Annotated in this window: 21 protein-coding genes and 1 tRNA gene; 11 read left to right on the forward strand and 11 right to left on the reverse strand. The window is 70.4% G+C overall.

The annotated features are described in order from the left end of the window. Nucleotides 1–23 precede the first annotated feature (23 nt). Nucleotides 24–968: an ADP-ribosylglycohydrolase family protein gene (locus ACH4XV_RS07370; RefSeq protein ID WP_395787410.1), complete on the reverse strand. Its 945-nt coding sequence runs from the start codon at nt 966–968 to the stop codon at nt 24–26. Nucleotides 969–1177: 209 nt separating this feature from the next. Between ACH4XV_RS07370 and ACH4XV_RS07375 the strand changes: the two genes are divergently transcribed. Further along, the gene (locus ACH4XV_RS07375) at nt 1178–1672 is read left to right on the forward strand and encodes a MarR family winged helix-turn-helix transcriptional regulator (protein WP_380005268.1); all 495 of its coding nucleotides are present in this window, start codon (nt 1178–1180) and stop codon (nt 1670–1672) included. Between the two features lie 619 nt (nt 1673–2291). On the opposite strand, the gene ACH4XV_RS07380 is transcribed toward ACH4XV_RS07375, so the two are convergent. Continuing rightward, a complete protein-coding gene (locus tag ACH4XV_RS07380; RefSeq protein WP_395787412.1) occupies nt 2292–3584 on the reverse strand; it encodes a cytochrome P450 in 1293 nt (430 codons plus the stop codon). Continuing rightward, complete coding sequence (locus tag ACH4XV_RS07385) at nt 3581–3814, reverse strand: SCO4848 family membrane protein (protein ID WP_380038903.1); 234 nt, start codon at nt 3812–3814, stop codon at nt 3581–3583. The genes ACH4XV_RS07380 and ACH4XV_RS07385 overlap by 4 nt, the downstream gene beginning before the upstream one ends. 107 nt (nt 3815–3921) lie before the next feature. Between ACH4XV_RS07385 and ACH4XV_RS07390 the strand changes: the two genes are divergently transcribed. Then, nucleotides 3922–5130, forward strand: a complete 1209-nt coding sequence (locus ACH4XV_RS07390; RefSeq protein ID WP_395787414.1) for a D-alanyl-D-alanine carboxypeptidase family protein — start codon at nt 3922–3924, stop codon at nt 5128–5130. Nucleotides 5131–5266: 136 nt separating this feature from the next. Here ACH4XV_RS07390 and ACH4XV_RS07395 read toward each other — a convergent pair whose 3' ends face one another. The 3 genes from ACH4XV_RS07395 to trpS are packed head-to-tail and all read right to left on the reverse strand — an operon-like array spanning nt 5267 to nt 7943. After that, nucleotides 5267–6319 (reverse strand): YihY/virulence factor BrkB family protein, encoded by a 1053-nt coding sequence (locus tag ACH4XV_RS07395; protein ID WP_395787416.1) that lies wholly within the window; start codon nt 6317–6319, stop codon nt 5267–5269. A 42-nt stretch (nt 6320–6361) separates the two neighbouring features. Beyond that, the gene (locus tag ACH4XV_RS07400) at nt 6362–6904 is read right to left on the reverse strand and encodes a 2'-5' RNA ligase family protein (RefSeq protein ID WP_395787418.1); all 543 of its coding nucleotides are present in this window, start codon (nt 6902–6904) and stop codon (nt 6362–6364) included. 10 nt (nt 6905–6914) lie between these two features. Further along, the gene (gene trpS / locus ACH4XV_RS07405) at nt 6915–7943 is read right to left on the reverse strand and encodes a tryptophan--tRNA ligase (protein ID WP_395787420.1); all 1029 of its coding nucleotides are present in this window, start codon (nt 7941–7943) and stop codon (nt 6915–6917) included. A 337-nt stretch (nt 7944–8280) separates the two neighbouring features. Here trpS and ACH4XV_RS07410 point away from each other — a divergent pair, with 337 nt between their 5' ends. Both ACH4XV_RS07410 and rocD read left to right on the forward strand, forming a co-directional pair. Beyond that, nucleotides 8281–9195 (forward strand): dimethylarginine dimethylaminohydrolase family protein, encoded by a 915-nt coding sequence (locus ACH4XV_RS07410; RefSeq protein ID WP_395787422.1) that lies wholly within the window; start codon nt 8281–8283, stop codon nt 9193–9195. 177 nt (nt 9196–9372) lie between these two features. Then, nucleotides 9373–10644, forward strand: coding sequence for an ornithine--oxo-acid transaminase (gene rocD, locus ACH4XV_RS07415; protein ID WP_395787424.1), 1272 nt, complete (start codon nt 9373–9375; stop codon nt 10642–10644). 73 nt (nt 10645–10717) lie between these two features. On the opposite strand, the gene ACH4XV_RS07420 is transcribed toward rocD, so the two are convergent. The 3 genes from ACH4XV_RS07420 to ACH4XV_RS07430 form a co-directional block, all read right to left on the reverse strand. Next, complete coding sequence (locus ACH4XV_RS07420) at nt 10718–12154, reverse strand: ATP-binding protein (protein ID WP_395787426.1); 1437 nt, start codon at nt 12152–12154, stop codon at nt 10718–10720. Nucleotides 12155–12361: 207 nt separating this feature from the next. After that, nucleotides 12362–12964, reverse strand: coding sequence for a TetR/AcrR family transcriptional regulator (locus tag ACH4XV_RS07425; RefSeq protein ID WP_101897050.1), 603 nt, complete (start codon nt 12962–12964; stop codon nt 12362–12364). Between the two features lie 58 nt (nt 12965–13022). Next, on the reverse strand, nt 13023–14000 hold the full coding sequence (locus ACH4XV_RS07430) for an acyl-CoA desaturase (protein ID WP_395787428.1): 978 nt from the start codon (nt 13998–14000) through the stop codon (nt 13023–13025). 299 nt (nt 14001–14299) lie between these two features. On the opposite strand from ACH4XV_RS07430, the gene ACH4XV_RS07435 reads away from it, so the two are divergent. The 5 genes from ACH4XV_RS07435 (at nt 14300) to pth (ending at nt 18694) form a co-directional block, all read left to right on the forward strand. Further along, nucleotides 14300–14372 (forward strand) — tRNA-Gln (locus ACH4XV_RS07435). A 173-nt stretch (nt 14373–14545) separates the two neighbouring features. Then, nucleotides 14546–16084, forward strand: a complete 1539-nt coding sequence (glmU, locus tag ACH4XV_RS07440) for a bifunctional UDP-N-acetylglucosamine diphosphorylase/glucosamine-1-phosphate N-acetyltransferase GlmU (RefSeq protein WP_395787430.1) — start codon at nt 14546–14548, stop codon at nt 16082–16084. Beyond that, complete coding sequence (locus ACH4XV_RS07445; RefSeq protein WP_380038889.1) at nt 16081–17058, forward strand: ribose-phosphate diphosphokinase; 978 nt, start codon at nt 16081–16083, stop codon at nt 17056–17058. The genes glmU and ACH4XV_RS07445 overlap by 4 nt, the downstream gene beginning before the upstream one ends. Nucleotides 17059–17480: 422 nt before the next feature. After that, on the forward strand, nt 17481–18059 hold the full coding sequence (locus tag ACH4XV_RS07450; RefSeq protein ID WP_078975636.1) for a 50S ribosomal protein L25/general stress protein Ctc: 579 nt from the start codon (nt 17481–17483) through the stop codon (nt 18057–18059). A gap of 38 nt (nt 18060–18097) precedes the next feature. After that, nucleotides 18098–18694 carry an aminoacyl-tRNA hydrolase gene (pth, locus tag ACH4XV_RS07455; protein ID WP_395787432.1) on the forward strand — a complete coding sequence of 199 codons (597 nt, stop codon included), beginning with the start codon at nt 18098–18100 and terminating at the stop codon, nt 18692–18694. A gap of 78 nt (nt 18695–18772) precedes the next feature. On the opposite strand, the gene ACH4XV_RS07460 is transcribed toward pth, so the two are convergent. Together ACH4XV_RS07460 and ACH4XV_RS07465 are read right to left on the reverse strand one after the other, a co-directional pair. Beyond that, entirely contained in the window at nt 18773–19255 is a 483-nt protein-coding gene (locus ACH4XV_RS07460) for an SUKH-3 domain-containing protein (protein WP_395787434.1), read from the reverse strand. A 1-nt stretch (nt 19256) separates the two neighbouring features. Continuing rightward, complete coding sequence (locus ACH4XV_RS07465) at nt 19257–19769, reverse strand: YwqJ-related putative deaminase (protein WP_395787436.1); 513 nt, start codon at nt 19767–19769, stop codon at nt 19257–19259. 290 nt (nt 19770–20059) lie between these two features. Here ACH4XV_RS07465 and ACH4XV_RS07470 point away from each other — a divergent pair, with 290 nt between their 5' ends. Together ACH4XV_RS07470 and ACH4XV_RS07475 are read left to right on the forward strand one after the other, a co-directional pair. After that, complete coding sequence (locus tag ACH4XV_RS07470; protein WP_395787438.1) at nt 20060–21133, forward strand: Gfo/Idh/MocA family protein; 1074 nt, start codon at nt 20060–20062, stop codon at nt 21131–21133. After that, complete coding sequence (locus tag ACH4XV_RS07475; RefSeq protein ID WP_395787440.1) at nt 21130–22098, forward strand: SDR family NAD(P)-dependent oxidoreductase; 969 nt, start codon at nt 21130–21132, stop codon at nt 22096–22098. The genes ACH4XV_RS07470 and ACH4XV_RS07475 overlap by 4 nt, the downstream gene beginning before the upstream one ends. Nucleotides 22099–22154 lie beyond the last annotated feature (56 nt).

Genomic DNA, 22154 nt, shown 5'->3' on the forward strand with positions numbered 1-22154 from the left:
ACCGGTGCGGCGGCAAAGCGCGGTCAGGAGCGGGGCGGCATTGCCGTTCCGCCGGTGTCGACCCAGGTCGGGATCGGTTCGCGGGCGGTGAGCCAGAATTCCGGGATGTCGGCCAGGGCGGTGCGGGAGGCGACGACGCCCGCGGTGATCGCGCAGGTGGTGTCGACGTCGCCCATGCCGGTCGCGGTGTGCCACAGGGCCTCCGGGAGGGAGTCCACGTGGTGGGCGGCGGTCCACAGGGCGAAGGGGACCGTGTCGGGGGCGCTGATCCGCGAGCCGTTGCCCAATACGCCCGTCGCGTGCCGGACCGAGGAATGGGCGGGCAGCCGGGAGGCCGCCCGCAGGCCCGCCGCCACATCGCTCTTTGGCGTGTGTCCGGCCACCTCGACCAGGAACTCCACCGGATCCGGAGCCGTCTCGTCCCGCCCCCGAGTCGCCAACGCCGCCGCGATCGCCACCGCGACCGCTCCCGCCACCGCCTCCGGATGCGCGTGCGTGGTCTCGGCGGACCGCTCCGCCTCGGCCGCCACCACCGCGAGCCCGTCGTCGGCGAACCACGCCCCCAGCGGCGCGACCCGCATCGCCGCGCCATTGCCCCACGAGCCCTGGCCCTCGAATTGGCGGCGCGTCACCTTCCGCCACGGCTCGCCCTCGTGGATCGCGCGCAGCACGCCGTGCATCGACGGGCCGTAGCCGCGATACGGATCGGCCTCGTACGACGCGGCGAAGTGCGCCGCGAGCGCGTCCTGGTCCACCACGTCGCACAGGTGCAGGATGCGCAGCAGCGAGAGCGCCATCGCGGTGTCGTCGGTCCAGTACCACAGGCGGGCCTGCGGGGCGATGCGGCCGGTCAGCCGCTCGGTGAGCTCGGCCCCCCGGTAGCCGAACCACTGCTCGCCGAAGGCGTCGCCGAGGGCCAAACCATGCAGGGAGCGCGCCGCGTCGGCGACGCGTCGGGTGCGGTCCATGCGCCCCACCCTGCCGGCCGGCTCGGGTGGCAGACCAACGGATTACCCTGCTGGGACGCCGACTTCGCCGTCTCGACGCGCGGGTTTCGGCCCTTCTTGGTGCGGTACGGCCATAAGGTGGCCGCATCCTCTCGGAACATGGCGGATATTGCTGATTCTTATCTCGATATCAAGAGGCTCGGCATCGAACGATTCGCTAGAATGACCTCATGAAAGACGAGGTCGACCGGCTTGTCGCGGCATGGAAGCGGGAGCGCCCCGACCTCGACGTCGAACCCCTCGAAGTACTGAGCCGGGTGACCCGACTGGCGCGGCACCTCGACCGCGCCCGGCGTACCGCCTTCTCCGCACGCGACCTCGAACCGTGGGAATTCGACGTGCTCTCCGCGCTGCGCCGCGACGGCGCGCCGTATCAGCTCTCGCCCGGCCAGCTGCTCACCCAGACGCTGGTCACCTCCGGGACGATGACCAATCGTATCGACCGCCTCGCGGCCAAGGGCCTGGTGTTGCGCCTGCCCGACCCCGACGACCGGCGCGGGGTGCTGGTCCGGCTGACCGACGACGGCCGGGATCGGGTCGACGCGGCGATGGCCGAGTTGCTGGAACACGAACGGGCCATCCTGGCCGGCCTGACGGTCGATCAGCAGGCGGCGCTGGCCGGCTTGTTGCGTTCGATCGTCGCGCCGTTCGACAACCACGCCTGAAACAAACCTCTTTGACCATTTCATGGTCGGGATTCACTCTAAGTGATCAAATGTGTCAAGCACCCGTTGTGTGTCGGGAACGACGCCCTGTAGACAAGTCCCTGTTGGGAGCGAGACCGCAAGGGTTCGCCTCGGGGAACAGGAGCAGGGCATGACCTCCACCATTCACCCGGTTCGCAGTACGCGGCGCCGTCGGCCCACGCCCGCCGACCTCGCGGCACTGACCGGGCACGACTAGCCCGGGACGCGGGGGGTCGGGGGGCGAGGAGCATCGTCCGGATCCGCGAAGGCGTCTTGGGGAAGTAACGCCGGAGCGGACGAGTGACGGTGATCCGAGGGGTGGAACGCCGGGGGGCGTGGGGGTGGTGAGCACCGGGATGTGAGGCGGGGGAACGCGCGCAGGGGGACTCGACGGTGGGGGACGGGTGGGGAAGCTCGGGGGCGGGACCGGGGCGGGGACCAGGGGTGGGAAGACCGGGGGTCGGGGGTGATACGGGGAGAAGGGTGCTCGGGTACAGGCGGGGCGGCGGGGTGACGGATGACGATCCGTCACCCCGCCGCCCCGTGCCCGTCCCGATCGCCCGGAGGCGAACCGCCTTCCGGTCGAGCGCACTTCGGCTCAGCCGCCCTCCGGCCCACCCGCCGCGCGGCCGTCCGCCTCCGGGGTGAACGTCACCGGGAGCCGCTGCAGGCCACGCATGATCAGCCCGCCGCGCCACCGCAGTTCGTCCGCCGGCAGCGCGAGCCGCACATCGGGTAGCCGGCGCAGCAGCGTGCCGATCGCGATCTGGCCCTCGAGCCGGGCCAGCGGCGCGCCGATGCAGTAGTGGATGCCGTGCCCGAAGGCCAGGTGCTGGTTGTCCGCGCGGGCCGGATCGAGCAGGTCGGGCGCGGGGAACCGGAGCGGGTCGCGGTCGGCCGCCGCGAGCACCACGAGCACCGGCTCGCCGGCCGGGATCCGGGTCCCGCCGATCTCCACCTCGGTGGTGCTGAACCGCCACGTGGCCACCTCGACCGGGCCGTCGTAGCGCAGCAGTTCCTCGACCGTGGGCGCGAGCAGTTCGGGGTCGGCCCGGAGCGCGAGCCGTTCCCGGTCGTGCGTGAGCAGCGTCAGCAGCCCGTTGCCGATCAGGTTGACCGTGGTCTCGAAGCCGGCGAACAGCAGGATGAAGGCCATCGCCGCGGCCTCGTCCTCGGTCAGGTGTTCGCCGTGGTCGCTCGCCCGGATCAGCCCCGAGATCAGGTCGTCGTCCGCGTCGGTGAGCGTCGCGCGTTTGCGGTGGATCAACTCGGCGAGATACGTACGCATGTGCCGCACCGCCCGGGCCACCCCGCCGCGCGGCCCCGAGCCGTGCCGGATCATCATCCCGGCCCAGGTGCGGAAGTCCGCCTGATCCTCCTCCGGCACACCGAGCAGGTCGCAGATCGCGTAGATCGGCAGCGGAAACGCGAAGTCGTGGATCAGGTCGGCCTCGCCGGTCCGGGCGAAGTCGTCGAGCAGCCGGTCCGTCAGGGCCTGTACGCGCGGGCGGAACTCCTCCGCGCGGCGCGGCGTGAACGCCTTCGACACCAGGCGGCGCAGCCGGGTGTGGTCCGGCGGGTCGAGGTTGAGCAGATGCGCGCCCACCCCCGAGCGCTGCTCGCCGGGCACGCCGACCTTGCCCTGCTTCCAGGCCGCCTCCGACCGCCGCGGATCCTTGCTCAAGCGCTGGTCGGCGAGCGCCTGCCGGGCGTCGGCGTATCGGGTGACCAACCACGCCTCGACCCCGCTGGGCAGCGTGGTGCGATGGACCGGCGCGTACTCGCGCAGATGCGCGTACGCCGGATACGGATCGGCGATGAACTCCCGGGTGAACAACTCGGGCCCGGCCGGCACCGGATGCGCGGGGCAGCCCGCGGGGTCGTCGGTCACGTCCGCGACGTCCGCGTCGCGCGCAGCCCCTTGATCCCGAGCCAACCGATCGCGTTGCCTGCCGCGAACGAGACGATCGTCAGTGCCAGGTGGATCAGGAAGAAGGCGGTCGCGCCGTCGTTCCAGGAGCGGTCGTCGGCCCAGATGTTCCTGAGGAAGTTCGGCCACAGGATCCAGCTCCAGACGCCGAACAACACCAGACAGGCGGATGTACCGCGGCCGATCCTCAACGTGAAGCACCCGTTTCCCGGTCAAAAGTTCAGCAAATTTGTCCCGGTTCAGTATGCGGCGGCGCGGTCGCCGAACCGCAGCCGGGGGCCGCCAGTACGCTCATCGCATGTCTTACTGGTTCCGGGCTTCTCGCAAGCCGGCCGTCGCGTGCGCGGGGGCGATCGCTTTCGTGTTGGGTTCCGCCTCGATGGCGCAGGCCGCCCCGGCTACGCCGGAGCCACAGCCCCCCGCGTCGATGTCGGATGTGGGTGGCGCGCGCTTGGCCCAACCGGGTGTACAGAGCGACCTGCCGCCCGGGAGCCCGCCGCCGCCCGCCGTCGAGGGCTACTCGTGGGTGGTCGCCGACGCGGAGACCGGGAAGATCCTGGCGGCGAAGAACCCGCACTGGAAGTTGCCGCCGGCCAGCACGCTGAAGATGTTGTTCGCGGACACGGTGCTGCCCAAGATCGACCGCAACACCACCCACCAGGTGGCGGCGGCCGAACTGCGGAATCTCGGCGAGGGCAGCAGCCTGGTCGGGATAAAGGAGAACGAGACCTACAAGGTCGAGGACCTGTGGCGCGGGGTGTTCCTGCGCTCGGGCAACGACGCGGTGCATGTGCTGTGCGCGATGAACGGTGGCGTGGACACCACCGTGCGGCAGATGAACGAGCGGGCCAAGCAGCTTCAGGCCGGCGACACCAACGTGGTCTCGCCGGACGGCTACGACGCGCCGGGGCAGGTCTCCAGCGCGTACGACCTCGCGCTGTTCGCTCGCGAAGGGCTCAAGAACAACGACTTCCGCTCGTACGCGAGCACCAAGGTCGCCGACTTTCCCGGGGTCGCGGGGGCCAAGTTCCAGATCCAGAACACCAATACGATGCTGGGCCAGTATCCGGGGATGCTCGGTGTGAAGAACGGCTACACCACCAACGCCGGGAACACCTTCGTCGGCGGCGCGCAGCGCGGCGGGCACACGCTCCTCGTGAGCATCATGCACGTCGAGGGCAAGGGCAAGACGTACGAGGACACCGGGAAGCTGCTCGACTGGGGCTTTGCCGCCATGGCCCAGGCCAAGCCGGTCGGCATGCTGGTGGAGCCGTTGGCGGCGCCGGGTGACAAGAAGGACAAGAGCACGAAGGCGGCCGACGGGAAGCCGGGCGACGCCAGGACCGCGAAGGCGTCGGCGGCCTCGGACGACGACGGGTTCGACTGGGTGTTGTGGGCGGGGCTCGGGGTGCCGGCGGCGCTTGTGGTGGGCGGCGGCGTGCTGTTCGCCCTTCGGCGGCGCGAGGGGGGTTCGGGCGTGCGGTTCGAGGACGACATCCTGCCGTAGGGGTGGGGCGGCCTCAAGCGCCGGCCGGGCTGGGTTGGGTGTCTTCGCGATGACGCTTGGCTTTGACCGGTGGCCTCAAGCGCCGGCCGGGCTGCGGTGGTCGGCTTCGCCGACGTGCTGCGGGTTGCGGGTGGGGTCAGGTGTTGGTTGGTGGGTGGTTCCGGGTGAGGCGTTCCAGGAGGACGCCCAGGGTGGCTGTGCCGGCTACCGCCAAAGCGTAGGTGCGGACGGGGTGGTTGGGCTTGGGTTTGTACTGGGACAGGTCCAAGGGGGGTTCCGCGGCGGCTTTTTCGGCGGCTGCCTCGATGTTGTCCGCGGCTTCCGCGGCCTCCTGGGCGTTGGCCGTCCAGGCCGCGCAGAACAGGAGCAGGCGGATCACGAAGTAGATCCACAGCAGCAGTGCCACCGGGACGCCGAACGCGCCGTACGCGCTCTTGCCCGCGACCCCCGCGATGTACGAGGACACCAACAGCTTCAGCAACTCGAAGCCGACCGCCCCGATCAACGCGCCCTTGATCGCGACCGAGCGGTGCATGGTCAGCCGCGGCATCCCCACGAGCAGGTACAGGAACAGCACCACGCTCGCGCCGACCGCGACCGCGAACGCGGCGATTTGCAGCAGTACCCGGCCGACCGGCTGGTGTTCGAGCCCGATCGAGTCGGAGACGTGTCGGATCACCACCGTCGCGAACGTGGACGCGCCGACCGACAACGCCAACGCGAGCCCCAGGCCGATCAGTACGCCGACGTCGGCGAACTTGCGCACGACGACGTTGCCCGGCTCCTCCTCCACGTCCCAGATCGCCCGGATGGAGGAGCGTGTCGCGTCCACCCACCCCGTCCCGGACACCAGGAGCAGCGCGCCGCCGATGACCCCGACCGCGCCCGCGTTGCGCACCAGCGCGTCCAGGTCCAACTTGTCGGCGATACCGGGGATCTGCTCGGAGATCTTGTTCTGCATCCGGCGGACCTGGGAGGGGTCGAGTGCCGCGGCCACCACCGCCGCCGCGAGCGTGATCAACGGGAACAGCGACAGGAACCCGTAGTAGGTCACCGCGGCGGCGAGTCGATTGCCCTGTCGATCGCCGTAGCGCGAATAGGCCCGCCAGGTGGGGCCGATGACCGGGATCCTCGCCAGCCGCTCCTTGATCGCCACGGAGGACTGCTGCCCGCCCGATGCCCTGCCCACACGCGACTCCACTCTGTGCCGTCCCGTGCGGCCGGGACGGCATCACACGGGCAGCGGACCTGGCAACGATTGGCCGAACGCGAAGTCACGTTGCGGGCGCCACACCCCGTCCGCGCCGTGCTCGTACAGGCTGAAGCCCCAGATCGGGAAGACCGCGTCGTAGTCGACGAGTTCCGCGAACGCCAGGTCGAGCATGTGATCGGGCAGGTGATGCGCGACGGTCACATGCGGGTGGTACGGGAAGTGCAACTCGCGCTCCAGCGGCCCGGATCGCACCGCGGCCTCGATCCGCTCGCACTCCGGGATGCCGCGCGCGACCTGGACGAACACCACCGGCGAGGTCGGTCGGAACGTACCGGTGCTGCGCAGGTGTATGTCGAACGGGGCCTCGCCGGCGGCGACCGCGCGCAGGTGCTCCTCGATCTCGGCCATCGCCTCGTCGGCCACCTCGGTCGGCGGCAGGAGGGTCACGTGGGTCGGGATGGCGTTCGCGAGCGGATCCCCGAACCCGGCGCGGCGAGCCTGCAACTCGCTGCCGTAGGGCTCGGGAATCGCGATCGACACTCCGATGGTGCGCTTGGCCATGTGCTGCGCCTCAGCCTCCCGACCGGCCGGTGACCGGGGGCAGGAAGCCGACACGGTCGTAGGTCTCGGCGAGCGTCCGCGACGCCACCTCGCGGGCCTTGTCGGCGCCGCGTGCGAGCACGGCGTCCAACTCCGCCGGGTCGTCGAGGTAGCCGCGCACCCGCTCCTGGAACGGGGTGACGAAATCGACCAGCACCTCGGCCACCTCCTTCTTCAGATCGCCGTAGCCGCGACCCGCGAAGCGCTCCTCCAGCGCGGCGATCGAGGTGCCGGAGAGCGCCGAGTGGATGGTGAGCAGATTGGACACCCCCGGCTTCTCCGTCTCGTCGAAGCGCACCTCGGTGCCGGTGTCGGTGACCGCGCTGCGGATCTTCTTCGCACTCGCCTTGGGGTCGTCGAGCAGGTTGACGATGCCCTTGGGCGTCGAGGCGGACTTGCTCATCTTGATCGTCGGGTCCTGGAGGTCGACGATCTTGGCCGTCTCCTTGACGATGAACGGCTTGGGGACGGTGAACGTCTCGCCGAACGTCGAGTTGAACCGCTGCGCGATGTCGCGGGTCAGCTCCACATGCTGGCGCTGGTCCTCGCCGACGGGGACCGCGTCGGCCTGGTAGAGCAGGATGTCGGCAACCTGGAGCACCGGGTAGGTGAACAGGCCGACGGTGGTGCGGTCGGTGCCCTGCTTGGCCGACTTGTCCTTGAACTGGGTCATCCGCGCGGCCTCGCCGAAGCCGGTCATGCAGTTCATCACCCACGCGAGCTGTGCGTGCTCGGGTACGTGGCTCTGCACGAACAGGGTGCAGCGGTCCGCGTCCAGACCGGCCGCGAGCAGCTCCGCGGCGGAGATCCGGGTGCGCTCGCGCAACTGCTTGGGATCCTGCGCGACGGTGATCGCGTGCAGGTCGACCACCATGTAGAAGGCATCGTGGCTGTCCTGGAACGGCACCCACTGCCGGATCGCGCCCAGGTAGTTACCCAGGTGGAACGAATCCGCGGTCGGCTGGATTCCGGACAGAACACGGGGACGCGTCGAGGCCATGCCGCCATTCTCTCAGGCGCGTGACGTGGTTCCGGTCAGGGGAGCCACGCGACGCCCGCGCGGGGCGCACAACAAAGCGGGTGAGCGCCCGGGGGAATGCGCAACGATCGTGCGGTATGGGACAACGCAGCCGCCTTTACGCCCCCGGTGCCGGCGACCTAGGCTGTCCAGGGCCGACACAGAGGGTCGCCGACCGTCTATCCACGGTGACGATCGGGTGCGGCCCCCGGCCTGCCGCCGACTGCACGGCATCACCATCGGCAGGGTCGGACGGGCGTGGGCCGCGGAAATCCCGGGCGCGCGCCTGCCGCCGCCGTCCGCGAGAAGGGGATATCGCGTGCGCCTCACCTCGCGCTGCGGTCGATCGGGCCGTTCCGACCTGCGGTCGGAGCGCATATCGCCCGGAGCCGAGCGGGCGCGGGTGGCCCGACAGCGGCGACGCGGCTTCGTCGCCCCGCGGGCGGCCGAACTGCGGCACTACGTGATGTGTCCGCCGGTGTTCCTGGACGAGACGCCGCCGGCGACCGGGTTCACGGCGCGCACCACGACCGCGATGGGTCAGTGGGAGCGGCTGCGCGCGGTCTTGATCGGGCTCGGGCATCGGGTGAGCCTGGTGCCGGGCCGCCCCGGGCTGCCCGACATGGTCTTCGCCGCGCGGGCGGCGACCGTGGTGGGCCGGCGGGTGCTCGGCGCGCGGCCGCGGACGGCGGCCCGGTCGGCCGAGACGCCGGCGTATCTGGAATGGTTCGCCCGGCACGGCTTCCGCTCCGCGCTGGAGCCGGTGTTCGCGCACGAGGGCGAGAGCGACCTGATCCCGGTCGGCCCCCGGCTGCTGGCCGCGGTGGGGCCGCTGACCGAGGCGGCCGCGCATGCCGAGGCGCAGGCGTTCTTCGGGCTGCCCGTGGTCCCGCTGGAGCTGGCCGACCCGCGTTTTCCCCGACTCGGCTCGGCGCTGACCGTGCTGGGCGAGCACACCGCGGCCTACTACCCGGGGGCGTTCACCCCGACCGCGCTGCGCCGGCTGACCCGGGTGTTCCCGGAGCGGATCGAGGTGGACGAGGCGGACGCGGCGGCGCTCGGCCTCGACGCGGTCTCCGACGGGCGCAGCGTGGTGATGGGCGACACGACACCGGCCCTCGCAGCCCGGTTGGCGGAGCGGGGATTCCGTACGATCGAGCTGGACATGTCCGCATTCGCGGTCCACGGCGTGAGCGTGCGCGGTTGCGTCCTGGAACTGCGCGCCGCCCGTTGATCCGCCGCCCCCGCGGGGTATCCCGTCCATACCCACCCGGGTGACTTTCCTCCGTCTTGTCATTGCTTGCGCGATTTTCCCGCCTTCGTACCGAACCTCCTCCCGGCATCTCCCGGTATCGCCGTTCTCCACTCTCGTAGCGATTCCCACGGTTCTCCACCGTTGCGAAAGGACGTCATGAGCACGCAGCACACCCCCGTCCCCTCCTCCCCCGAGCACAAGTTTGGGGTCGGTCGCCCGGGCGGCCCCGGCGCCGAGAGCACCCGACTGATCGCGTTGGCCGAGGACTACAGCGCGCACAACTACCACCCGCTGCCGATCGTGGTCGCCGAGGCGCACGGGGCCTGGATGACCGACGTCGAGGGCCGGCGCTACCTGGACATGCTGGCCGGGTATTCCGCGCTCAACTTCGGACACGGCAACGCGCGCCTGATCGACGCCGCCAAGCGGCAGTTGGACCGGGTCACGCTGACCAGCCGGGCGTTCCACAACGACCGCTTCGCGCCGTTCTGCGAGCAACTCGCGGAGTTGGCGGGCATGGAGATGGTCCTGGTGATGAACACCGGCGCCGAGGCGGTGGAGACCGCGGTCAAGACCGCGCGCAAGTGGGGCTACGAGGTCAAGGGCGTGCCGGACGGGCGGGCCAGGATCATCGTGGCGGCGGGCAACTTCCACGGCCGCACCACCACGATCGTCAGCTTCTCCACCGACGAGGAGGCACGCCGGCACTTCGGCCCGTACACCCCGGGCTTCGACGTCGTGCCCTACGGCGACGCGGCGGCGCTGCGCGCGGCGATCACCGACGACACGGTGGCGGTGCTGATCGAGCCGATCCAGGGCGAGGCCGGTGTGCTGGTCCCGCCGCCCGGCTACCTGGCCGAGGTGCGCCGGGTCACCGCCGAGCGCGACGTGTTGTTCATCGCCGACGAGATCCAGTCCGGGCTCGGCCGCACGGGCCGTACGTTCGCGTGCGAGCACGAGGGTGTGGTGCCCGACATGTACATCCTGGGCAAGGCGCTCGGCGGCGGCATCCTGCCGATCTCGGCCGTGGTGTCGTCCCGCGCGGTGCTCGGTGTGTTTGCCCCCGGCGAGCACGGCTCCACGTTCGGCGGCAACCCGCTGGCCTGCGCGGTGGGCCTGGAGGTCCTGGAGATCCTGCGCTCCGGCGAGTTCCAGCAGCGCTCCGCCGACCTCGGCGACCACCTGCACCGCGAACTCGCCGCGCTGGTGGGCCACTCCGTGACCACGGTCCGCGGCCGCGGCCTGTGGGCGGGCGTCGACATCGACCCGGCACGCGGCACCGCGCGCGACGTCTCCCAGGCCCTGATGGACCGCGGCGTCCTGGTCAAGGACACCCACGGCCAAACGATCCGCATCGCCCCACCCCTGGTCATCTCCAAGGACGACCTGGAATGGTCCCTCGACCAACTCCGCGCGGTATTGGGCTGACCCCCACCCACCCCCCGACGGCCGCGGATCCCCGACACCCCGCGGCCGTCACGAACTCCTCGTCGTGATCGGCTTACGATCCGGACGGCCGATTGCCGCTCCACGCGCCGAGCAGTTCCTCCGGGCCGAATGTGGCCCGCAGACCGGAGCATGCGACGCCGCTTCGGGAGACGGCGACAAGCGGGATCGGCTCGTCGGTGAGCGCGGCTCGGTGTTTGTGCAGCGCGGCCAGGTCGTGGGCGTCGAAGGGGGACGTCTCCAGCCACTTGATCGAACCCAGGAACAGCAGCTTCTTGGCCACGGGCTCCCGGTCGGCGCCCACCAGGTCGATCTCGACGTCGTTGCTGCGGGTCCAATAGGCGCCGACGGCGGGCGCGGCCGGTAGGCCGGAGGCGGGCAGGATCCGGGCGAGGGATTCCCGGATCAGCGGCTCGACGGCACGTCCCCGCCACGCCGTCCACTGCCTGCGGATCCGGTCCACGGTGAGATCCCCGCGCATGCGTTCGATCTCCGCCATGTGTGGGGCCAGGAATGCCAGCCAGAAACGCAGGTATGGGTCCGCTACGCGGTAGCGGCGCTCCTTCGAGGGGCGCGGCGAGATGGGCAACTCGGCCGCCACGACCCCTTTGTCGATCAGCAGGTCGGTCGCCCGCGCGAGGGTGCTGTGGGAGATGCCTCCGGCGGCGCGCGCGATGTTGGTGAAGGTGCGCTCGCCCGCTCCGATGGCCCGCAGTACCTCCCGGCCCATTGCCTGCGGCGGGAACTCCGCGGCGAGCGAACGCTCGGCCGAGACAAGCAACGCCGAGATCGGATTCTCCAGAGCGGCCGCGAGGAACCGCCACATCGAGGTCCCCGGCCGCCATTCCCGGCAGATGAGCGGCAGGCCTCCGGTGATCAACGCGGCGTCGAAGGCGTCGGCCGGCTCCAGGTCCAGCATTTCGGCCAGATCGGCCGGGGTCAGCGGGCCGATCACCATCTCGCGCCCACGCTGATGGAACGGGCGGTCGTAGGCGTTCAACGACGCCATCATCGACAGGTCCGAACCGACCAGCAGCAACAGCACCGGCTTGGCGCTCAAGAGGCGATCCCAGGCGCGCTGGAGCATGCCCTCGAAGGCGTCGACGCGCTCCATCAGGTAGGGCACCTCGTCGATCACCACCACGCTGGGGGCGTCGTCCGGCAGGATCTCGGCGAGCAGGCGGAAGGCCGCACTCCACCGGTTCGGTGTCTCTTCGGCGAACAGCGAGCGATCCGGCAGCGAGGACTCGGCCACCGCGTCCGACAACTCCGCCAGCTCCTCCTCGGTGGGTCCGCCGCCGGCGGTGAAGAAGAGGTGGGGTACCTCCGCTCGCCGGAGGAACTCCTCGACCAGGGTCGACTTCCCGACCCGACGCCGTCCGCGCATCAGCACGCACTGCCCGGGTCGGGGCGTGCCGACCGCACCGCGCACCTCGTCCAGCGTATTCCGCAGCGTGCGCAGTTCCCGGTCCCTGCCGATGAAGCGGTGCATGAGTGGAAGTGTCCGTCCCTGGGCGTGCGGCGCCGATGACACCGAGCCCGAAACGGTGTCGGTGTAGATACTATCTCCAGCGATACTATCTCTGCCGATAGTATCTCTATTGGAAGTCCGACACCCGCAAGCGTGACACGAACGCCGTGAGGGGCCACCCCTTCCGGGGTGGCCCCTCACGGCGTTCGTGGTCGGCGGTGCTCGTGGTCACGAGCTGCGGCGGCCGACCAGTCTCGGCTTCGGTTCGATGCCGGACAGGCCGTTCCAGGCCAGGTTGACCAGGTGGGCCGCGACGTCGGCCTTCTTGGGGCGGCGGACGTCGAGCCACCACTGGCCGGTCAGGGCGACCATTCCGACCAGCATCTGGGCGTACATCGGGGCCAGCTTCGGGTCGTAGCCGCGCGACTTGAACTCCAGGCCGAGCACGTCCTCGACCTGCGAGGCGATGTCGCTGATCAGCGAGGCGAAGGTGCCGGTCGACTGGGCCACCGGCGAGTCCCGGACCAGGATGCGGAAGCCGTCGGTGTTCTGGTCGATGTAGTCGAGGAGCGCGAAGGCGGCCTGCTCCAGCAGCTCCCGGGGGTGGCCGCCGGTCAGTGCGCCGGTCACCCCGTCGAGCAGAGCACTCGTCTCGCGGTCCACGACGACCGCGTACAGCCCTTCCTTGCCGCCGAAGTGTTCGTAGACCACCGGCTTCGACACACCGGCCTTGTGTGCGATCTCCTCGACACTCGTCGCGTCGTAGCCACGCTCCGCGAACAGCGTTCGACCGATGTCGATCAACTGCTCCCGGCGCTCTTTTCCGGTCATGCGCACACGACCGCCGCCGCGCGGTGCACTCCGCCTGCTGGTCTCGGTCACTGGCCCATCATGCCGCGCGCCGTGCGGCGACCCGTTCCCGGTCCGGCCAACGCACGTCCCAGACCCAGCCCAGCTTCTCCATCCAGCGGATCGTGCGAGCGCTGCTGTCGAGCTGACCGCGCAGCACTCCGTGCCGGGCGCTGGTCTGGTCGGCGTGGTGCAGGTTGTGCCAGGACTCGCCCATCGACGGGATGGCCAGCCACCACACGTTGCCGGAACGGTCGCGCGACTTGAACGGACGTTCGCCCGCCGCGTGGCAGATCGAGTTGATCGACCACGTCACGTGGTGGAGCAGTGCGACGCGGACCAGGCCGGCCCAGAAGAACGCGGTCACCGCGCCCTGCCACGACCACGCCCACAGCCCGCCGACCAGCGCGGGAGCGCCCAGCGAGACCGCCACCCACAGCGGGAACTGGCGGGAGACGCGCGTCATGTCGCGGTCCTTGAGCAGGTCGGGCGCGTACTTTTCCTGCGAGGTCTGCTCGACGTCGAACAGCCACCCCATGTGCGCCCACCACAGGCCCTTGGACAGCGCGCCGACGCCGGTGCCGTAGCGCCACGGCGAGTGCGGGTCGCCCTCCTTGTCGGAGAACCTGTGGTGCTTGCGGTGGTCGGCCACCCAGCGCACCAGCGGCCCCTGTACGGCCATGTTGCCCGCGATCGCCAGCGCGATCCGGACCGGGCGCTTGGCCTTGAACGACCCGTGGGTGAAGTAGCGGTGGAACCCGATGGTGATCCCGTGGCCGGTGATGGCGTACATCACCACCGCGAGCACCACGTCGCGCCAGGACAGCCCCCATCCCCAGGCGACCGGCACGGCTGCCACCAGCGCGAGGAACGGGACGCCGATGAAGAGCGCCAGCGCGATCTGCTCGGCGGCGTGCTTGCGCTCGCCGCCGAGCGTGCCGCGAGTGGCGGAGTCGGCGGACTTCCGTTCGGCTTCGAGCACGCCGGCGCCGGTGGAACCGGAGGAGGAAAGGGTCATAGGGATTCCCTCGGATCGGGGACAGGCAACGCTACGGCGACGTAACCTACGGAGCCGTAAGTTCCGTCAGTATGGCAGCTCATGAGCGGAAAGCGAGGGGTCTGTACGCCTTCTCATTCTTGCCCCGCGCAGCCCGAGGAGGACGTTTTCCAGGTGTGCCGCGAGCATGCCGACGGCGGTTCGGCGATCTTGGGCCCGGTTTCCGGGGGGTTATTCGCGCACGGGATGCCGGGGGGCCGGCATAGTGGGTGCCGTGAAAACGGGATGAACCCGCTGCTCAGGCGGAATGCCCGATTCATTCCGCTATGGTGTAACTCGGCAGCACACGGGGTTTTGGTCCCCTTGGTCCAGGTTCAAATCCTGGTAGCGGAGCCCTTCGGTCGTGCAGGCCGCATCGGCGCGTGGAGGCTTCCGCCGACGGCGCTATCCTCATAGGGCCCGGTTTGTTCGGCTCGGCTTCGTCGTGCCGTCGTTTCGTATCTCCGAAGTCGGCCTTCGGAGTCGTCGGGCATCCCCCCGCCAGCGATGCCGAGGAGCCTTGCTCTGTGAGCCCCATCCGCCCGGCTGCCGTCGTCGTACTCGCTGCGGGTGAGGGCACCCGCATGCGCTCCAAGACCACCCCGAAGGTCCTGCACGCCCTGGCCGGTCGGGCCATGGTCGGGCACGTGGTCGAGGCCGCCCGACGACTGGATCCCGAAGACCTGATCGTCGTCGTCGGCCACGGCCGCGACCAGGTCGCCGGCTACCTCTCCGTACTGGACCCGGCCGCCAAGGTGGTCGTCCAGGAGGAACAGAACGGCACCGGCCACGCCGTGCGCGTCGCCCTGGACGGGCTCGCCGCGAGCAGCCGCGAACCCGACGGAGTGGTCCTGGTCACCTGCGGGGACACCCCGCTGCTGACCTCGGACAGCCTGGCCGCCCTGGTCGCCACCCATGAGAGCGAGGGCAACGCGGTCACCGTGCTCTCCGCGGTGGTGCCCGACCCGACCGGCTACGGCCGGATCGTCCGGGAGAACACCCCCGACGGGCGCGGTGCCGTCACCGCGATCGTCGAGCACAAGGACGCCACCGCCGCGCAGCGCGCGATCGCCGAGATCAACTCGGGTGTGTACGCGTTCGACGGCAAGCTGCTGCGCGAGGCGCTGGGCCAGATCACCCCGCACAACAGCCAGGGCGAGGAATACCTCACCGACACGCTGCACGTGCTGCGCGAGGCCGGACACCGGGTGGGCGCCGCGGCCGCCGTGGACCACCGGGAGATCCTGGGCGTCAACGACCGGGTCCAGCTCGCCCAGGCGCGGCGGGTGTTCAACGACCGCCTGATCGAGGCCGCGATGCGCGCCGGGGTCACCGTGATCGACCCCGCGACCACCTGGATCGACGTCGACGTGACGTTCGAGCCGGACGCCGTCGTGCACCCCAACACCCAGCTGCACGGCGTCACCAGCGTCGCCGCCGAGGCCGTGGTGGGGCCCAACTGCACGCTGCGCGACACGGTCGTCGGGCCGAGGGCACACGTGTACAACACCACGAGCGAGGGGGCCGAGATCGGCCCCGAGGCGAGCGTGGGCCCGTACACCTACCTGCGGCCCGGTACCCGCCTCGCCGCCAACGCCAAGGCCGGCGGCTTCGTGGAGATGAAGAACGCCGTGGTCGGCGAGGGATCGAAGGTGCCGCATCTGACCTATGTCGGGGATGCGACCATCGGAGTGGGCACCAACATCGGCGCGGCCACGATCTTCGTGAACTACGACGGCGTGAACAAGCACCACACGGTGGTCGGCGACCACGTCCGCGTGGGCAGCGACACCATGCTGGTCGCCCCGATCGAGATCGGCGACGGTGCCTACACGGCCGCCGGATCGGCGATCACCGAAGATGTCCCACCCGGTGTGATGGCGGTGGCGCGGGGGCGCCAACGCAACATCGACGGGTGGGTCGCACGCAAACGCGCGGGTACGGCCTCGGCGCAGGCCGCCGAACGCGCGCTCGCGTCGAGCCAGGGCGACGCGGGTGACGTGCACACAACGGCCGGGCCGAACGACGGTTCTGCCGAGGCGAATGGCAAGGAGACGGTGCTGTGAGCGGGATCAAGGTGACGCCTGAGCGCAAGCTCATGCTCTTCACGGGCAGGGCCCACCCCGAACTTGCGAAGGAGGTGGCCTCGGAGCTCGGTGCGGATCTCGTTCCCACCAAGGCCTTCGAGTTCGCCAACGGGGAGATCTACGTACGGTTCGAGGACTCCGTACGAGGTGCCGACGCGTTCGTGATCCAGAGCCACACGGCTCCGATCAACACGTGGATCATGGAACAGCTGATCATGATCGACGCGCTCAAGCGGGCCTCCGCCAAGCGCATCACGGTCATCGTCCCGTTCTACGGCTACGCCCGTCAGGACAAGAAGCACCGCGGTCGCGAGCCGATCTCGGCGCGGCTGATGGCGGACCTGTTCAAGACCGCGGGCGCCGACCGACTGATGGCCGTGGACCTGCACACCTCGCAGATCCAGGGCTTCTTCGACGGCCCGGTGGACCACCTGTTCGCGCTGCCGCTGCTGGCCGACCACGTGGGCAAGCGGGTGGACCGCGAGCGGCTGACCGTGGTCTCCCCCGACGCCGGCCGGGTCCGGGTGGCCGACCAGTGGACGGACCGCCTCGGCGCCCCGCTGGCGATCATCCACAAGCGCCGCGACCCGAACATCGCCAACGAGGTCACCGTGCACGAGGTGGTCGGTGACGTCGCCGGCCGTACCTGTGTGCTGGTCGACGACATGATCGACACCGGAGGCACGATCTGCGCCGCCGCCGACGCGCTGTACGAGAACGGCGCGGCCGACGTGATCGTGGCCGCCACCCACGCGGTGCTCTCCGGCCCCGCCGTGGACCGGCTGAAGAACTCGCGGATCAGCGAGGTCATCGTGACCAACTCGCTGCCGATCGAGGAGGAGCGTCGGTTCGACAAGCTGACCGTCCTGTCGATCGCCCCGATGGTGGGCCGCGCGATCCGCGAGGTCTTCGAGGACGGTTCGGTCACGAGCCTGTTCGAGGGCCACAGCTGATCCGAAGCCCTTGTCGACATTCGGCACCTTAGCGGGATGCCGAGCCTCGACTGTTCCAACTCGCGTACGCCGCCCGTCCGTTCGGCCGGGCGGCGTATGTGTGCCCGCTCGCTCTTCGCGGTATTGTGCCCCGACCGGGGGGCGCGCCATCACTCGTTCGAGTGGTGCTTGTCGCGACCCGATTTCGGGTCGACCGAGAAGAGCGGGTAGGCTAACGGGGTTGCCCGGCGAGGGATGCGCGCTACTTGCTCCGTGATCGACGCGGTAGTTGTGTGTCGTGTACTCCTCCAAGGCTTTTGCAGGGGACCCGGTGCCACTCGGGCACCTACGAACCGGCTCCGGCGATCACCGTCCGCAGTCGATCCGCATCATGGGGACCCCGCCCCGCCATCCGCCACCGCGTCGTTCGAGGAGTACCCGTCGTGTCCGAGGTCCGTATCGTCGCCGAGCCGCGTTCCGAGTTCGGCAAGGGTGCCGCCCGTCGCGCCCGTCGCGCGGGTAAGGTGCCGGCCGTCCTCTACGGTCACGGCTCCGCTCCGCTCCACCTTGCGCTTCCGGGCCACGAGCTCATGCTCGCGCTCAAGACCCCCAACGTGCTGTTCTCGCTGGACATCGACGGCAAGGCGCAGCTCGCCCTGCCCAAGGACGTCCAGCGGCACCCGATCAAGCGGCACCTCGAGCACGTCGACCTCCTGATCGTCCAGAAGGGCGAGACGGTCACGGTCGAGGTTCCGGTCAGCACCGTCGGCGAGATCGCCCCGGGCGGCCTGCTGGAGACCGTCGTCCCGGCGCTCCCCGTCGAGGCCGACGCCACCGCGCTCCCCGGCACCATCGAGATCGACGTGACCGGCCTGGAGCCGGGCGCCTCGGTGCACGCCAAGGACATCAAGCTGCCGAAGGGCACCGCGCTCGCGGGCGACCCCGAGGCCGTCATCCTGCACATCCTCACCCCGTCGGCGCCCGAGCCGACCGCCGAGGAGACCGCGGCCGAAGAGGCCTGAGTCGACACACGCGCAACGAACGCGGGGACAACGGCATCATGAGTGAGTCGCAGGCCCACGCCACCACGGACGACAGTCCCTGGCTGGTCGTGGGCCTCGGCAATCCCGGCCCCGAATACGCCGGGAATCGCCACAACGTCGGGTTCATGGTGGTCGACCTGCTCGCCGAGCGGGATCGGTCGAAATTCAAGGCGCACAAGTCGCGCGCCCAGGTGGTGGAGACCCGGATCGGCCCGCACCGGGTGGTGCTGGCCAAGCCGATGTCGTTCATGAACCTGTCCGGCGGTCCGGTGACCGCGCTGCGCGACTTCTACAAGATCCCGGTCGCGAACATCGTCGCGGTGCACGACGAGCTGGACGTCGACTACGGCGTGTTGCGGCTCAAGCGCGGCGGCGGCGACAACGGGCACAACGGCCTGAAGTCGATCACCAAGTCGCTCGGGCCCGACTACCTGCGGGTGCGGTTCGGCATCGGGCGACCCCCGGGCCGGATGGATGTCGCGGCGTTCGTGCTCAGGGACTTCTCCGCCACCGAGCGCAAGGAGTTGGCGTTCGAGGTGGACCGGGCGGCCGACGCGTGCGAGGCGCTGGTCCGCGAGGGGCTGGAGCGGGCGCAGAACCGATTCAACACCTGAGCGAGCCACGACGACGAAGGGCGGCGCCCCCCCCGCGGGGTACCGCCCTTTTCGCGTGCGTACGCCCGCCGGCCGCGGCTACCAGCGCCCGTCGTCGCGGATGCGTACCGGGGCGTGCCCCAGGACCAGCGTGCTGATCGCGGCGTCCATCGACGAGCCGATGAACCACTCGCCGGTGTGATCGAGCCCGAACACCCGACCGACCGGGTCGATGGCCAGGTAGGCGCTGCCGCCGTCCTCGTCGCCGAGCGGCGCCAGCGGGGTGCCGAGCGCGCGGCCCACGTCGGTCAGCGTGCGGGGCAGGTGCAGCCCCCGGGTGGGATCGATGGTGAACGGTCGGCGCAGGACGTCCTTGCCCGCGCCGCCGATCGCGAAGTGCAGGGCGCCGAACTCGGCCCAGGCCACCAGCGCCGCCGGGAACACGCTGTGCCGGTGCCCGTCGGGCGACTCGTGGTCGCTGATCTGCCGGGCCCACGTCTCGGCCTGGGTCAGCCGGCGTCGGCCCACCGTCCAGCCGGCCCGCTTGAGTTCGTGCACCACGTCAAAGGAGAACCGGGACACGTCAGCCGCTTTCCGTCGGTGTGACGCCGAAGTGCTCGAGCATCGGCGCGCAGGATCGGCACGGCGGCTGGTAGGTGTCGTGCTGCGGGTCGCCGTCCTCGCGGATCCGGCGCAGCGTCAGCTTGGCCCCCTTGAGCGAGCGGCGCGCCTCCTGCACGGTGAACGGCCGCCGGGCCGCCCGTTTGCTGCGCGCCGCCTCGGCCTCGAAGAGGTGCTCGGAGACCAGTTCGACCTCGGGGCAGCGCCCCCGCCAGCGCTCGCGCGATTCGGGCGGCAGCGCCAGCAGGAAGTCCCGGACCAGCGGATGCGGGTTCGGCACGGTGTCGCCCTTGGCGCCCGCCCGGGTGCTGATCCGCTTGCCGATGATCAGCGCGGCCGCCACGGCCGGGAGGATGCTCTCGCGCGTCCCCCGCGGTGTGCCCCGGTCCGGGGTCTCGGGGGCCGGTTCGATCGTCGGATCCACTTCCGCCGTACGTTCCTTCGCCAGTGTCGTCGTCGGGGTACCCGCGGCCACGTGGCGTTCCCTTCTCGTTCATGTGCTGCTTGCCGGGTGGCCGCTTGTGTCGATGCTGGGATCGTGTCGGCGCCCGGATCGGTGACTGTGCGTGCAACAGCGTGCCAAACGCCTCGGCGTCACGTGCAACCGGGACTCCGCCAAGGATCTTCGCAGGCCGGTCCGACCCCCGCGGATTTCCCGGTTGACCGGCGCCGGGCCGGATCGGGCGCTAGCTTCGTTCGGGTGGGGGTGCCGTGCGGCGGCTGGGCCCGTGCGGCCGGGGGGTGCAGGGGAGTTGACGTTCCGTCATGTCGAATTCCGGGTCTGGGTCCGGCTCCGGTCGGCCCATCGGGCTGGCCGTCATCGGGGCCGGCTACTGGGGGCCCAATCTGATCCGCAACGCGCAGGCCACGCCGGCGCTGCGGGTGGAGTGGCTGTGTGACCTCGACGAGGCACGGGCCACATCGGTCCTGGGCGAGTACAGCACGGTCCGGGTGAGTACGTCGTATCGGGACGTGCTCGCGGACCCGGCCGTGCAGGCCGTCGCCATCGCGACGCCGGCCGCGACGCACTTCGAACTGGTCGCGGCGGCGCTCGAGGCGGGCAAACACGTCCTGGTCGAGAAGCCGATCACGGCCGCGTACGCCGAGGCGGTCAAGCTGGTCGAACTGGCCGAGCGCACCGGGCTGATCCTGATGTGCGATCACACGTTCTGCTACATGCCGGTGGTCCGGCACATCCGCGAGCTGATCCACGGCGGCGAGCTGGGCGACATTCGCTTCTTCGACTCGGTGCGGATCAACCTCGGCCTGGTCCAGCCCGACGTGGACGTGTTGTGGGACCTCGCGCCGCACGACCTGTCCATCCTCGACTTCATCCTGCCGCCGGGGGTGCGTCCGGTGTCGGTGTCCGCGCACGGCGCGGACCCGCTGGGCACCGGCCGGGCCTGTCTGGCCTACCTCGTGCTGCGGCTGAGCAACGGCGCCATCGCGCACGTGCACGTCAACTGGCTCTCGCCGACCAAGGTCCGCACCACCATCATCGGCGGCTCGCGGCGAACGCTGGTGTGGGACGACACCAACCCGGCGGCCCGGCTCCAGGTGCACGACAAGGGAGTCGACCGGATCGAGGACACCGCGCTCGACCACGACGCCCGCCGGGAGAAGCTGATCTCATACCGGATGGGCGACGTGGTGTTGCCGGCGCTGCCCGAACGCGAGGCGCTGCGCGCGGTGATGGCCGAATTCGCCGAGGCGATCGGCGGGTCCCGACCCGCGCTGACCGACGGGCGGGCGGGGCTGCGGGTACTGGAACTGCTGGAGGCCGCCTCGCGCAGCCTGGAACTGGGCGGCGTCACCGTCGCCGTGGGGGAACCATCGTGACGAGTGTCGAGATAGCCGGATCGCACTGCCTGGTCACCGGCGGGGCCGGGACCATCGGATCCACCATCGTGGACCGCCTGCTCGACGAGGGCGCGGCGAAGGTGGTCGTGCTCGACAACCTGACCCGGGGTCACCGGGGCAACCTGGCCGGGGCGTTGGCCGACGAGCGGGTCGAGCTGGTGGACGGCGACATCCGCGACCGGGCGCTGCTCGCCCGGCTGACGCCGGGTGTCGACGTGCTGTTCCACCTCGCCGCGATCCGGATCACGCAGTGTGTCGAGGAGCCCCGGCTCGCCCTCGAGGTGCTGGTGGACGGCACCTACGACGTGATGGAGGCGGCGGTCGCGGCCGACGTGCGCAAGGTGGTCACGTCCTCCTCCGCGTCGGTGTACGGGCTGGCCGAGCACTTCCCGACGACCGAGCTGCACCACCCGTACGACAACGACACGCTCTACGGCGCGGCCAAGCTGTTCAACGAGGGCCTGCTGCGCAGCTTCCGGGCGATGTACGGCCTGGACTACGTGGCGCTGCGCTACTTCAACGTCTACGGCCCCCGGATGGACGTACACGGCCTGTACACCGAGGTGTTGATCCGCTGGATGGAGCGGATCGGCAAGGGGGAACCCCCGTTGATCTTCGGCGACGGCCTGCAGACCATGGACTTCGTCTACACCGACGACATCGCGCGCGCCAATCTCCTGGCCGCGCGGGCGGACGCGAGCGGTGAGGTGTTCAACATCGCGTCCGGGAGCGAGACTTCGCTGGGCTCGCTGGCCGAGCGGCTGCTGGTGGTGATGGGCGCCGAACACCTGGGCGTCGAGTACGGACCGGCGCGGGCCAGTGGCGGGGTGACCCGGCGGCTGGCCGATACCACCAAGGCCGCACGGGAGTTGGGCTTCACCGCCGAGGTGGACATCGACGAGGGGCTGCGCCGACTGGTGGCGTGGTGGCGGGACGCGGTCTGAACCGATGGGCGCACCGGGGGAGTTCGGTGCGGCTCGGGCGTGGGGACGCGGAGCTG

It is taken from the genome of Embleya sp. NPDC020630, from assembly GCF_044334985.1.
Taxonomy (GTDB): Bacteria; Actinomycetota; Actinomycetes; order Streptomycetales; family Streptomycetaceae; genus Embleya.